General features: G+C 38.8%; 11 protein-coding genes and 1 tRNA gene. 2 read left to right on the forward strand and 10 right to left on the reverse strand.

Annotation, left to right across the window (positions count from 1 at the left end; translation table 11 throughout):
- The first annotated feature begins 39 nt into the window (after positions 1 to 39).
- A complete protein-coding gene (locus tag AB5618_RS13150) occupies positions 40 to 519 on the forward strand; it encodes an SHOCT domain-containing protein (RefSeq protein WP_148462926.1) in 480 nt (159 codons plus the stop codon).
- A 573-nt stretch (positions 520 to 1,092) separates the two neighbouring features.
- On the opposite strand, the gene AB5618_RS13155 is transcribed toward AB5618_RS13150, so the two are convergent.
- From AB5618_RS13155 to leuC, 9 genes are all read right to left on the reverse strand, one after another.
- Positions 1,093 to 3,837: an Ig domain-containing protein gene (locus tag AB5618_RS13155; RefSeq protein WP_148462925.1), complete on the reverse strand. Its 2,745-nt coding sequence runs from the start codon at positions 3,835 to 3,837 to the stop codon at positions 1,093 to 1,095.
- Positions 3,838 to 4,207: 370 nt separating this feature from the next.
- Positions 4,208 to 5,254 (reverse strand): hypothetical protein, encoded by a 1,047-nt coding sequence (locus AB5618_RS13160; protein ID WP_148462924.1) that lies wholly within the window; start codon positions 5,252 to 5,254, stop codon positions 4,208 to 4,210.
- A gap of 48 nt (positions 5,255 to 5,302) precedes the next feature.
- A complete protein-coding gene (locus tag AB5618_RS13165) occupies positions 5,303 to 5,764 on the reverse strand; it encodes a Panacea domain-containing protein (RefSeq protein ID WP_148462923.1) in 462 nt (153 codons plus the stop codon).
- Between the two features lie 250 nt (positions 5,765 to 6,014).
- Positions 6,015 to 6,365: a hypothetical protein gene (locus AB5618_RS13170; RefSeq protein WP_148462922.1), complete on the reverse strand. Its 351-nt coding sequence runs from the start codon at positions 6,363 to 6,365 to the stop codon at positions 6,015 to 6,017.
- A 12-nt stretch (positions 6,366 to 6,377) separates the two neighbouring features.
- Positions 6,378 to 7,733, reverse strand: a complete 1,356-nt coding sequence (locus AB5618_RS13175; protein ID WP_148462921.1) for a hypothetical protein — start codon at positions 7,731 to 7,733, stop codon at positions 6,378 to 6,380.
- Between the two features lie 202 nt (positions 7,734 to 7,935).
- Entirely contained in the window at positions 7,936 to 8,121 is a 186-nt protein-coding gene (locus AB5618_RS13180) for a hypothetical protein (protein WP_148462920.1), read from the reverse strand.
- A gap of 514 nt (positions 8,122 to 8,635) precedes the next feature.
- Positions 8,636 to 8,709: transfer RNA gene (locus AB5618_RS13185), tRNA-Pro, on the reverse strand.
- A 334-nt stretch (positions 8,710 to 9,043) separates the two neighbouring features.
- A complete protein-coding gene (gene leuD, locus AB5618_RS13190; RefSeq protein ID WP_118578464.1) occupies positions 9,044 to 9,532 on the reverse strand; it encodes a 3-isopropylmalate dehydratase small subunit in 489 nt (162 codons plus the stop codon).
- Positions 9,533 to 9,547: 15 nt separating this feature from the next.
- The gene (gene leuC, locus AB5618_RS13195) at positions 9,548 to 10,816 is read right to left on the reverse strand and encodes a 3-isopropylmalate dehydratase large subunit (protein WP_118578465.1); all 1,269 of its coding nucleotides are present in this window, start codon (positions 10,814 to 10,816) and stop codon (positions 9,548 to 9,550) included.
- A 266-nt stretch (positions 10,817 to 11,082) separates the two neighbouring features.
- Here leuC and AB5618_RS13200 point away from each other — a divergent pair, with 266 nt between their 5' ends.
- The gene (locus tag AB5618_RS13200) at positions 11,083 to 11,958 is read left to right on the forward strand and encodes a LysR family transcriptional regulator (protein WP_368366831.1); all 876 of its coding nucleotides are present in this window, start codon (positions 11,083 to 11,085) and stop codon (positions 11,956 to 11,958) included.
- A 135-nt stretch (positions 11,959 to 12,093) separates the two neighbouring features.
- Here AB5618_RS13200 and ilvC read toward each other — a convergent pair whose 3' ends face one another.
- Entirely contained in the window at positions 12,094 to 13,113 is a 1,020-nt protein-coding gene (gene ilvC / locus AB5618_RS13205) for a ketol-acid reductoisomerase (RefSeq protein WP_118578467.1), read from the reverse strand.
- Positions 13,114 to 13,264 lie beyond the last annotated feature (151 nt).

A 13,264-nucleotide genomic window follows, 5' to 3' on the forward strand; every position in this document is an offset into this window, starting at 1 on the left:
AATATACTAGCGTGAAGCAAATAACGGAGGATATAAAAAATGAGCAGCGAAAATACTAATGGAAATAATAAACAAGATGACAATAATATAAAGCTCGAAACATTCAAAAGCGCTCTGGACTTTCTCATGGGAAATTACTCTGAAGGAATAAAATTTTTTCAGTCTGAATTATGTATGCCTAATATTCCTATGCCAACACTTGGTGGTCATACATTCTGGGATACCTTAGCAGAATATAACGGATATAAGCTCCAGCAAAATCTCATTACCAGACACGCCAGGATTCTTAATTCTGATGATGTACGCATTGCTTGGGGAACCGTAAATGGCATGAAAATGACATTAGAAAGAATGGCTGAGATGTCAAATAAATATACCAATAAAGAATCCCAAAACAAGAAAAATATTACAGACGTAGAACAAGAATTATTATCTGCCAAAAAATTACTTGATAATGGGATAATATCTTCAGAAGAGTTTAATACCATTAAGAAAAAATTGTTGGATCAGGTGATGTAATATATAGATTCGGATTCCAGGAATATTATATATCAGCTACACAGAGCCACGATAAACCCAAGGCGATAAGGTATAAAAATCACCCCTTGCAAACCCTTTATTTTACTGGCTTCTCAGAGAGTCAAAAATATAGTCGAATGGTATCGAAAAAAGTCAATGTTTATAATGGTTTACGGACTATGAGACATGAAATTTTGTGCAATTTTTGTTATTTATTTAACAATCTAATTTTGCACAAACCCTTTAAAAATAAGGATTTATACGATACCATGGTCGATACCTTGAAACACTTGCAAGTACATGCAATCCCTTATAAATACTGCTATCTCAGCACTTCAAAATGTGATTATATTGTTATTTTTTTAACAATATATATTTAAAGGTGGATGGGGGTACTTTTTACTAGCCATAAAAACACTACCACTGCTCCCCCAGTGGGTACTTATAAACTCTGGAATTTTTACATGCCTGGTCAGATACATGGCGGTATATAAACCAAAAATTATTTTCCAATCTGGCAACAGAGCGAAAAAATAGGGCATACCAGATAATATCCAGTATACCCTATATGTATTACTTAACTTTCACTTTACACTTCTTTGTAATTTTTCCAGACTTAATCGTAATAGTTGCAGTGCCTTTCTTTTTACCTGTTATTTTTCCATATTTACTAACAATCGCAATCTTCTTGTTTGAGGATTTATATGTAACTGTATCTGGGCTTCCAGCATATGAAAGTTTAGGTTTCAATGTCGTGCTCTTACCCTTCTTTACATTTATAGAGGATTTAATGTTCTTAATTGCTGTCGTGCCTGGTACTGTTATTGTGCACACAGCCCTTTTAGAACCTGATTTTACTGTAATCTTCGCAGTGCCTGCTGAAATACCTTTAACCTTGCCCTTTTTATTAACTGTTACAATTTTCTTGTTGGAAGTAGAATACTTAACATTCTTCCATGAGGAAGCTGGTTTCAGAGTAGATGTTTTACCTTTTTTCAATGTAAGTGAAGACGGAATTAGAGATACTGCCTTAACTGAGAACTGGTACTTCATACTCTGAATATCATCTGATGGAAGCCACATTTTACGAACACCATCATACAAATACTTCTGGAAGAATATGTACATATCATATGTTCCAGATTTGGTAATACCATTATTGTTTCCAATTCTACCTATTGTCTGTCTCTGGCTTGCTGTTGGATTCGCATTTAAGCTCCAATATAATGGTCTCCACTGCCAGTCTCCATTAACAGGATTTGTGTTCTGAGTTCCAACTCCAGTAACTATAAATTGATATGTTTTTCCAGAGGTAAAGGTAAGCGGCTCTTCCAAACCTTTTACCGTACTTTGAGATACGCTTGGAGTATAGACCGGAATAGGTGTCGTTGTCGTTGGAGCTGGCGTTGAGGTTGGATTGACTGCAGGCGTTGGTATCGGTGATGCAATCAACTGTATTTCTTTTGATTTAAAAGTTGTTGGAAGCGAATCTCTTATAAAAGTAGCGTCCCATTCAGAGCCATTGTATATGAACTTCTGGAAAAATATATACATTGTAAATGTTTCTTCATGTTCAATACCATTTACATTTCCAATAGACCAGCTCTTCTGATATCCTCCATCAATATTATTTTTCTCCATTGACCAGCCATATGGAATCCACTTGGTATCACCTTTAATCGGGTTTGTATTGTCAGTCCCTGCACCAATTACTGTGAAATCGTACATCTGTTTCGGATAAAATGCTAAAGGCTCTTCCAATCCAGTTACCTTGCTTTCGCTGACAGACGGGTTAATGGTTGCACGAGTAGTTGGAGTCGGTGTAGTAGTAACCGGAGATTCTGTGGGAGTACTTGCTTTCGCCTTTAATGTGAGTACAAGTGGTGCAACTGCTTCAAGTCCCTTGGAATCCTCAGCATATACAACTACTTTAATGGCTGTATCATAAGCTACATCTGTCAACTGTACACTTGCAGAGCTTGCAATATCTCCAGAGCTCTTATAATTGCTCTTTACTGCTTCGAATCCAGGTGTAGAATCAGATTTCTTCACCCAGGTCACATAATATCTTCCTCCAACACCAGCATCATTGGTATGGAAGGTCAGATCAACAGTATGCTCATACGCCTTGTTCCAGGAAATAGAATCTGCGGTTAACGTCATAGTACTAACAGGAGCTGTAACAGACTCAAGTGCTCCAGTCTGGCTGTTAATGGTATACTCTGTAGTATCCAGATAATGAACATGTGCCAGAATATTCTCCATAGTAGTAAGTGCAGTACCATTCGCATCCGTACCGACCTTTACAATAATCTTTCCGGCAGCTGCGTCACTTCTTCTTACCTGAAGGTCGGCTGTTTCAGCAAGCTGGCCAATTGCTGCGATACATGCGTTATCACCGCCTAAAACAATACTGTTATCATTAAGACCATCATCCTTGTTATCCTTTACAATTACAGCACCGGAAACACGGATCTCGCCCTGACTGTAAATAGCTCCACCTGTAATTTCAGCAGCTTCATTTACAATACCTGCAGACTGGTTTCCTGTAATAGTACCACCTGCCAGTCCGATGCTTCCGCCAGCATTACAGATTGCAGCTCCCGGCGCACTGGTTCTGTTTCCTGTCAGGGTTACACCATTGGACATTCCGAAGTAACCACCCTCCACAGAAATAATGGAGCCTGTTGCATCCCCCTGGTCAAGAGCTCCTGTTACAGTCAGACTTAAAACAGAATCTTCATTTTTACATGTATCAAACCGGAAAGATGTATTTTCATCTTTTACTTTAAACATATCTCCTAAAAATCCGGCTGCACGTTTAATAGTAGTTCCATCCGCAGCTGCTGCAATAGAGATATTCTTATTCTGATCGATCACAACAGTCTCACTGATTTCTACAGTTCCGGTTACAAGGATCTGGGTAACTTCACCATCCTTGCCAATATTAACCGGTGCTGCCGCAATTGCCTCTGCTAATGTGGAATAGGATGTCTGGGTTCCATCTGCTGCTCTTACAATAACCAATCCAGAATTTTCAGCAGGAGGAATAGGCTCAGCATTTTCCATCATAAACTCGATTGCATCACTGCTTCCAAATCCATCCTGATCCATTTCCTGTGCTTCTTCATCATAGAAACCATTTGCAATCTGTTCATCAATAATAAAATCAGTTTCACTTTCAAATTCATCAGTTATTTCCGTAGCAAATTCATCTTTTCCCCTATTTTCTTCAGCCATTACTCCAATCCCACTTAACGGAACTGCCGTAACAACTACAGCTGCTGCCAAAATTGTCGCCAACATCTTCTTTCTCATACTTTGTGTCCTCCCAATATTTTATAGTATCGAACTAATTGTACTATAATAGTAAATCTCTACAATGCAGAAGTCAATCCATCACAAGCAAAAAAATAGGGCAATTACACAGTTTCCTGTATAACTACCCTATTATTCTATACCCAGTTGCAACACTCCGGTACCACCAGACACCCTAAAACACATTTCCAAAAAATCCATAAAAGAGAGTACGCATATAGGTCTTGATCCAAGAAGTATACAAAGAACATTTAAGCTTCCCATTCAAGCATATGTAAACTCTCTTTTATGGATTTTGTGTGAGATTAAAATGTTAAAAGCCAAGCCGCGTGAGCCAGACTCTATTTTGTATAGTTATGTATTAAGTATGTTAATCCTTATCGGATGTTGACTGATCGGATGATGGATGGTCTGTGGTTGCGGCAATAGTTAAATCTGACTGATAGTTAGCCTCTATGTCTAACATGTGGCTCTGCCAAATCATTTCTCTGTTCTCTTCTAGTTTTGATACTTCTTGAACTAAAGTAAAACAGGTTCTTTCAAAGCTAGGTTTTAAAATCGTATATTTTGAAATATTTTCAAATTTTAATTCATTTATATAGTACGCAACGAGCTTTCGAACATCATTTTCACTTTTTCCTTCATATTCCTCATCAGGATCATAATCTGGAGTCCACATAGGTACGTTAATATTTGTATCTTCGTTTGTTCTATCTGCTGCAAATAAATACACGTATTTGCAACCAACTAACTCTGATATTTCAAGTATATGTGGAACTATGATTTCCCAAAATACATATACACCCAGCTTAAAATCCAACCTAATCTGCGGAACATAATCTTTATTTCTACATAAAAACTTAATATCAATTGCTGGAAATGTTTCCTTGACAGCTTGTGTATGCTCTTTATCATGGGTGTCCTCAGCTTCTTTATTTTTTTCTTCTAATATTTCAACCTTATCTTTTGCCAAACTCATTAATTTAGACACTCTATCCGGCTCTTCAACAACTTCCCAAATATCGCCCATAGCTTTATTGAGTTGTTCATTTACTTGATTTTGTTCCTTCTCATCGCACTCCTTTAGTCTGCTTAAAGCTTCTACATATTTTTTAAATACAATTTTTTCCTCATCTTTTAATTTATCGTCCAAAAAATCCTCATATAAAATCCCACAGTTAAGTGAAAAATAAAAAACAATCTGTTTGGAAGTTTTATCTCGAACTAAAAAAACCTTTGTATTCCGTTCACAATCGTCACTCCAAGCATTATTTCTCAAATAACTTGAAATATTACTGCCCTTTGCCGCTTGCTTAAATTTATACAACTCATCTTTTGTACTATCAAATTTTCTAAGAGGTTCTATTTCTAAATTTTCTTTTAAATAATTTTTTTGCGCTTCAATTGCATATTCCATATTTCTCTCCTTGAAAAAAAACCACAGACTTCTGCCTGTGGTTAATTTTTAAGCTAATACAACACCTTGCCTTCTCAAAAATTCTCGTGTGGCATCAACCTTGATAGCACTCAAACTCAATTTTCTATGTCCCTGCTCGTTCGCCTTTAAGCCTTCTCTAGCCTGTTTCCATGAATACTCTGCATGTGAAAGTGTACTCAATTCCCAAGCACTATAATGATCGTATCGTTCAAACACCGAACTAACTAATTTCTCTTCGCATTCACACAACTCTCCGTATTCGCTGGAAAATGGATTATCATCCATATATTCAGTTCTTACCACTGTTAAAACAGGTCCGTATTTCCATGCTTGAAATTCATCGTCGAACAGAGGACGGTTATAGATCATTAAAGACTCTCTTTGTGATAAATACATCATCTTATGCATTTTCATTTGATCCATATTGCTATTATGTTTTTTGTAATATAAATCATACAACTCCTTTGCAACAGCTAAAGTGTTTGCCATAATTCTAATCCTCCCTTCGTAAGTATTTATATATTATACCCCCAAATTTTCTGTTTTACTAGTCTTAATTGTTATTTTATCAAGTTTTCTTCACTTATATTATACTTTATTTTTTCCTCTTCTGCCACTATAAATTCTGTTCTAACTTTCCGCAGCAAAAGCCCAGGCACTCGCCCAGGCTTTTATGGTGTATTACTCTTCTGTTCTACTCTTCTACATTTCTAACGATACGTTTACTATCCCTCGTTTACTATTCCTCATCAGCTACTTCTACCGTTGGCTTCGGAGTGGATATAAGCTCCTTCAGCTCATCAATTGTGTAACCGTTGGAATCCATGAGATCTGCAAGAGCTGTAAGCTGCGCTGCACGTTCGGCTTTCTTCCGCTCTGCATCCATGTCTTTAGGAATCACCTTGCAAACAATTTCTCCTGTTTCCGGATCGGTATACACAGAAAAGTCATTTTCTCTAAAAATTCGTTTCATCCGCAAATACTCTTCAGAATGTTGATTTTTCTTATGTACAAGTGGCTTACTTGTAATCCAGGGTGTCTTGGACGGTACTGCAAATACACAGCCCTGTAATTCATCATTTTGTTCCATAATATCTCCCTCTCAATCTGTTATCTCAACTTTCCAGTTCATCATAGCTTCATACACACTGTATGGAATCTTGTCCTTGTATCTCTTTGCAGTGTCCTTGATATATTGTTCCTTGTACTCTTTATACTTCTGGAATGCTTCTTCCGGTGTTTTGAAAGTACCAAGTTTAATACTCTGTCCATTTACCTCCATACCTGCTCGATAACAAGTCTTTCCATTCTTTTCTTCTTTATATACTCCTAAAGGAAGTTCACCTCTGTTCGCTTTTCTATTCGTAAACAGTGTATTGATAAATCCTGGAACCAAGCAACAAGTATCAGGGCTGTATATCTTATTACCTTTATAAAGAATATCCTTATCAAGATTCAGATTACTGCCTCCATAATTATTCTTCTCATACCAGTACCTAAAATTACTGAAGTTTTTCCACTCTTCTGAAACTATGCATCCTATATATTCAGGATATTTTTCATGTACTTTAGTGCTATAGCAACGGTGTAATATACCATGCCATTTATTATATGCTGTAGAATCCGTGTCCACATCTTCACAGCCCCAATAACCAACTCCACATACAGTCGGCTTATACCTTTTAGCAGACCATTCCTTATTTTTATATCGAATATCGTTCATTACCTGTACAATATACTCTTCCGAATCATCACCTGTTCTTTTATAATGATCTCGTACCTGTGCATTCTGCTCTCTGGTAAGTGGATAAAGGTCTTTATAATAAAGATTTGACTTATCATTGCCCCTATGCCAAATATAAGTATTGTTCACGCAATCAGGATTTTCTATAAAAGTATCAACAATCAGACGTTCTGCACCTATAAATACTTGTTGAAATTGCCATTTACCGTCTTTGAATATGTTCTTGCTGAAAGAATATACCAAACCACCATCTTTACTTCTTTTATACGTGATACCATTAAGCAAATTATACTTACCTTTACTTTTTCGTATCATTCTTCCATAGTAGGAAAGCCAGGTGTCCTTACAATTCAGTAATTTTACAAATATTTCATTCTCGCCCAGTAATTCAATATCAAGCCCAGTCTGAGATAAATCAAGAATTCTTTCAGGCTTAATCTGCTTATACTGCCGTTTCTGTAATATAACCATATTGGGATCAAAGGTATCTGTTACTGTTTTCTTCTGTAATTTCTTCTCCCTGTGATCCAACCAAGTACAATACTTACACTTTGATCTGTATGCTTTCTTACCATTTGGTCTGATCTCCATACGGAATCTGCTTAAAGGTAATTCTTTCCCACACTGGCAGCAAACCTTAGTAGCTTCTGCTGTAACCTCCTGTACGCTCTTATCTTCAATATTATGTTCTGTAACTGTCTTATCATCTAACATAAGTCTCCTTTCGTTCTAAGCAAAAAAGACAGTCATATCTTGACTGCCCTTCTGCCCTGACTTTATTTATGAGTGCTGCCAGGTGGCACTGATACATAATATAAAAACACATACCCCAATTAAGGGCTTGCGATTTCTTGCATTACAAGGAAGTCTATTTCCTCGACACCCTTTGTAAGGTATCTCCAAAATAAAGACCCCTCTAAGCCTTTTTCACATATTCAATTTTTCTAAACAGTGGCTCTATCTCTTTCAGCTGATAGTCCACCTTTTTATTTCCTGCATCTGTCTCTTGAATGTACATCACTGTTCCCAGTACACCAATCACAGAATACAGCTTACCAGAGTCTGATACGATTTCGCCCCGGCGTATTACATTTTTATCCATATCTGGTCTTATTCCTTTCTGAAATTGTCCCATAAAATCACGATTTTACATTTCGCTCTATAGCAATGCTTTAAAACGCATTATACGGCTCAAATTTCGATTTTAATTCTAATAGTAGGGAAATTGTTGTCTGAAATGAAATAAACGAAATTTAGCCCATACACAGCGTTATTTACTGTGCATAGGCTAATAAAAGAGGATGACACATATTTGTGCTCATAAATGAACACTAAAATAAGCCCACGAGTAACACATCAAAAACTCATGGACTTATTCAGGTATTCATATTTAATTTTAAACAAAAAAAATAACCACAGATAAAATCTCTGTGATTTTGTGAATTTTCTGTGAAATCTTATTAAATTTACCACATTTGCAGGCTCATCCTCCTATAAATATATTTTGTCACTTATAAGAAATGATTACCTTTTTTTACTTTTGATTGCCTTTTTGATTACCTTTCTATTTTTCATTAAAACAGAAAGTCCGCAAACCCTTGATTTTACTGCATTAATCGGGGCAACAGGATTTGAACCTGCGACCTCACGGCCCCCAGCCGTGCGCGCTACCAAGCTACGCCATACCCCGCGAACAGTTGATATTGTATCAAATGTTATAATAAAAATCAACAGTTTTTTCAAAAAACAAATTAAAATCGTCTGTAAGTGTTACTGTGAACGGAATAGACGGGTAACCCATGTATAACTCTCCTATCCAATTATAAAAGAACCTTGAACGTAGGTAAAACTGCAATTTTATTGAGAAAAATCACAGAAATCAAGGTTTTCGCCCATATACCAAAAGACCTTGACAGCTGGTTTTCCCAGTCCATCAAGGTCAGTTTTTATGCTTGGACAAATTTCTATTGATTGGGCGATTTGCCCTTTAACAGGATATTTTACTTTGCCTGTTAACAATTATATTAATGCTGTGCATTAATATAATTAACAAGTCCTTCCGCCTTAATGATCTTCTGCATAAATTCCGGGAAGGCCTGCCCCTTAAATTCAGTTCCTTTGGTGCGATTGTAGATCATGCCAGAATCAAAATCCACCTCTACCTCATCCCCCTCATCAATGCCCTTGCTTGCTTCCGGGCACTCAATGATCGGAAGTCCAATGTTGATTGCATTTCTGTAAAAAATTCTGGCAAATGTCTCTGCGATAACACAGCTGACACCAGCTGCCTTAATAGCGATCGGCGCATGCTCACGGGAAGAACCGCAGCCAAAATTCTTAGTTGCTACAATAATATCACCCTTCTGTACTCTTTTTACAAAAGTATTATCAATATCCTCCATGCAATGAGTTGCCAGTTCTGCCGGGTCTGAAGAATTCAGATAACGTGCCGGAATAATAACATCTGTATCAACATTATCTCCATATTTAAAAGCTCTGCCTTTTGCCTGCATGATAAGTACTCCTCCTTATAATCCTAATTCTTCCGGTGCACAAATATAACCGGTTACTGCACTTGCTGCAGCTACTGCCGGGCTTGCCAGGTAAACTTCAGACTCCACATGTCCCATACGTCCTACAAAGTTGCGGTTAGTAGTAGAAATGCAGCGCTCACCAGCGGCCAGAATACCCATGTATCCACCAAGGCACGGTCCACAGGTAGGTGTACTTACAACTGCTCCAGCCTCAATGAAAATCTTAAGAAGCCCCTCTTCCATTGCTTGCAGATAAATTGCCTGAGTCGCAGGAATCACAATACAGCGAAGCCCTTTCTTAACCTTGCGTCCCTTCAGAATCTGAGCTGCAACACGAAGGTCGTCAATACGGCCATTCGTACAGGATCCGATTACAGACTGGTCTACAACAACCGGCTCTCCAATCTCAGAAATGGTCTTAGTGTTCTCTGGTAAATGAGGGAACGCAACGGTTGGTTCCAATGTGCTAAGATCAATTGTGTACTCAGCTTCATAAACAGCATCCTCATCAGCCTCGTATGCTGTATACGGGCGCTTGGAATGCTCCTTCATATATTCGATTGCAAGATCATCAACCGGGAAAATTCCATTCTTTCCGCCAGCCTCAATTGCCATATTAGCAATAGTAAAACGGTCGTCCATAGACAGGTTTTTAATTCCCTCTCCCACGAACTCCATAGATTTATAAAGAGCTCCGTCCACGCCGATCATTCCAATGATATGTAAGATCACATCCTTACCGCTTACCCATTTTTTCGGTTTGCCAACGATGTTAAATTTAATGGCAGACGGTACCTTAAACCATGCTTTTCCTGTAGCCATGCCAGCTGCCATATCAGTACTTCCGACACCAGTGGAAAAAGCTCCAAGAGCTCCATATGTACAGGTGTGTGAATCAGCTCCGATAATCACATCGCCTGCAACTGTAAGACCCTTTTCCGGAAGGAGCGCATGCTCAATTCCCATCTGTCCTACATCAAAATAATTGGTGATATCGTGGCGACAGGCAAATTCACGAACACATTTACAGTGCTCAGCAGACTTAATATCCTTATTCGGAATAAAGTGATCCATTACCAGTGCAATTTTATCTTTGTCAAATACGGTATCTACTGTCATCTTATCCATCTCATGGATAGCTACCGGAGAAGTGATATCGTTTCCAAGAACAAGGTCAAGCTGTGCCTCTATAAGCTGTCCTGCTTCTACATGATCCAGACCTGCATGCGCTGCCAGGATCTTCTGAGTCATTGTCATTCCCATTTTAGTATTCCTCCTGATTCATTGTATGTTGATATTTTAGCACACTTTCTGTTATAATAAAAATACATATTAATCATAGTTATTATAATTTGTAGTTATATATCACTGTTTACTGGTGCTATTCTGTAAGATATTATTTTGAGCGTAGTTCACAAAAACCTGAGAAACTTGGCGAAAAATCATTCGAATGCGTGATTTTTGTACATTGTAAGATATGTTGTCATGGACAAGGGTAAGCAATATTGTTATATATTCAGGAGGAATTTATGCAGGAAAATCTGTCTCTTTATCATATATTTTACACAGTCAGCCGCACTGGCAATATCTCAACTGCTGCTAAGGAGCTGTACATCAGCCAGCCTGCCATCAGCCGCGCCATTAAGAAATTGGAAAATAATCTGGACACCACTCTTTTCAAGCGCAGTTCCAGAGGCGTAACCCTCACCCCTGACGGCCAGATTCTATATGAAAAAGTAAAAGGAGCCTTCGACCTTCTTTCCGAAGGAGAGGATTCCATTCTTCACAATCGTTCCAGAGAGATTCCCAGGCTGCGCATCGGTGCCAGCACCACTTTATGCAAATATGTACTTATGCCCAGGCTGAAAGATTTCATAGCTGCCAATCCGCAAATCCGTATTACAATCTCCTGCCAGTCCACCTACCAGACCCTGAAACTTCTTGAAGAAGACAAAATAGACATCGGCCTGATCGGACGACCGCAGAAGCTATCCGGATACGAATTTTTGCCTCTGCTGCAGATCCAGGATACCTTTGTCGCTACACATCAATACCTGGAGAATCAGCACCAGCTTTTTCCATCAGAACCCCTTCAGCACACTGCTACTTTCATGCTTCTTGACGAACAGAATATAACCAGACAGTCCGTCAATACCATGCTTCATGAGCACCAGATGCAGCTTGGTCACATTCTGGAAGTCAGTTCCATGGATCTTTTAATCCAGTTTGCACAGGTGGGCTTGGGAATTGCCTGTGTGATCAAAGAATTTGTGCAAAATGATCTTGATAAAAAAATACTTGTGGAAGCGCCTCTGGGTCTGACTTTCCCATCAAGGGAAATCGGATTTGTATGCAAGAAAGGGAGCGAAAATCAGAAGCTTCTGACACAACTGGCAGAAATCTAGAGAAATTCCGCTTCGCTACACCGAAGTAGCGCAAAAAAATCCGGGTTTCCCCGGATTTTTACGGGTCCCTTCGGCTCCGCTTCGCTACACCGAAGTAGCGCAAAAAAAATCCGGGTTTCCCCGGATTTTTTTTGCTTAGTTATTAATAAGCTTATCTTCGCCGTTCCAGCTGTAGAGTTTACGGATTTCTTCGCCAACTTTCTCAGATGGATGCTCAGAAGCTTTCTTTCTCATAGCTTTGAAATGAACCTGACGTCCAGCTGGGCTCATATCAAGCAGGAAGTCTTTTGCGAAAGTACCATCCTGGATATCGGAAAGGATTTTCTTCATTGCTTTCTTTGTATCTTCTGTAATGATCTTCGGTCCTGTGATGTAGTCACCGTACTCAGCTGTGTTGGAGATGGAATATCTCATTCCAGCGAAGCCTGACTGATAAATCAGGTCTACGATCAGCTTCATTTCGTGAATACACTCGAAGTATGCATTTCTTGGGTCATAACCAGCCTCGCAAAGAGTCTCGAAACCAGCCTGCATAAGTGCACAAACACCACCGCAAAGTACTGCCTGCTCTCCAAAAAGGTCTGTCTCTGTCTCTGTACGGAATGTAGTCTCAAGAAGTCCTGCTCTTGCACCACCAATAGCAAGTCCGTATGCAAGTGCTTTGTCAAGTGCTTTTCCTGTGTAATCCTGCTCAACAGCTACCAGACAAGGAGTTCCTTTGCCAGCCTGATACTCGCTTCTTACTGTATGTCCTGGTGCTTTTGGAGCAATCATGGTAACATCTACATTCTTTGGCGGAACAATACATCCGAAATGAATGTTGAAACCATGAGCAAACATAAGCATATTGCCTTCCTCAAGGTTTGGCTCGATATCTTTCTTATACATATCAGCCTGTTTCTCATCATTGATCAGAATCATGATGATATCAGCCTTCTTTGCAGCCTCAGCTGCTGTATATACTTTAAATCCCTGCTCTTCAGCTCTCTTCCAGGATCTGCTGCCTTCATAAAGACCGATAATGACGTCACATCCGGACTCCTTCAGGTTCAGTGCGTGAGCATGTCCCTGGCTGCCGTAACCGATAATTGCGATTGTTTTTCCATCTAATAAAGAGAGATTACAATCTTCCTGGTAAAAAATTCTTGCTGACATTTTCGTTTCCTCCTACTGTGTTAAAACTTAAAAATATATATCGTTAAGGGAATATATATGCATATCCTGTGTATGATTATTCATTCCAGAAATACGCCCCTTAGCAAACCAAATAAATAATCCTGCCTTCAGAATTCTCCGCCTGTGGCGG

Source organism: Ruminococcus sp. J1101004sp1_RTP21198st1_B9_RTP21198_201120 (genome assembly GCF_040924245.1).
Classification (GTDB): Bacteria; Bacillota; Clostridia; order Lachnospirales; family Lachnospiraceae; genus Blautia_A; species Blautia_A faecis.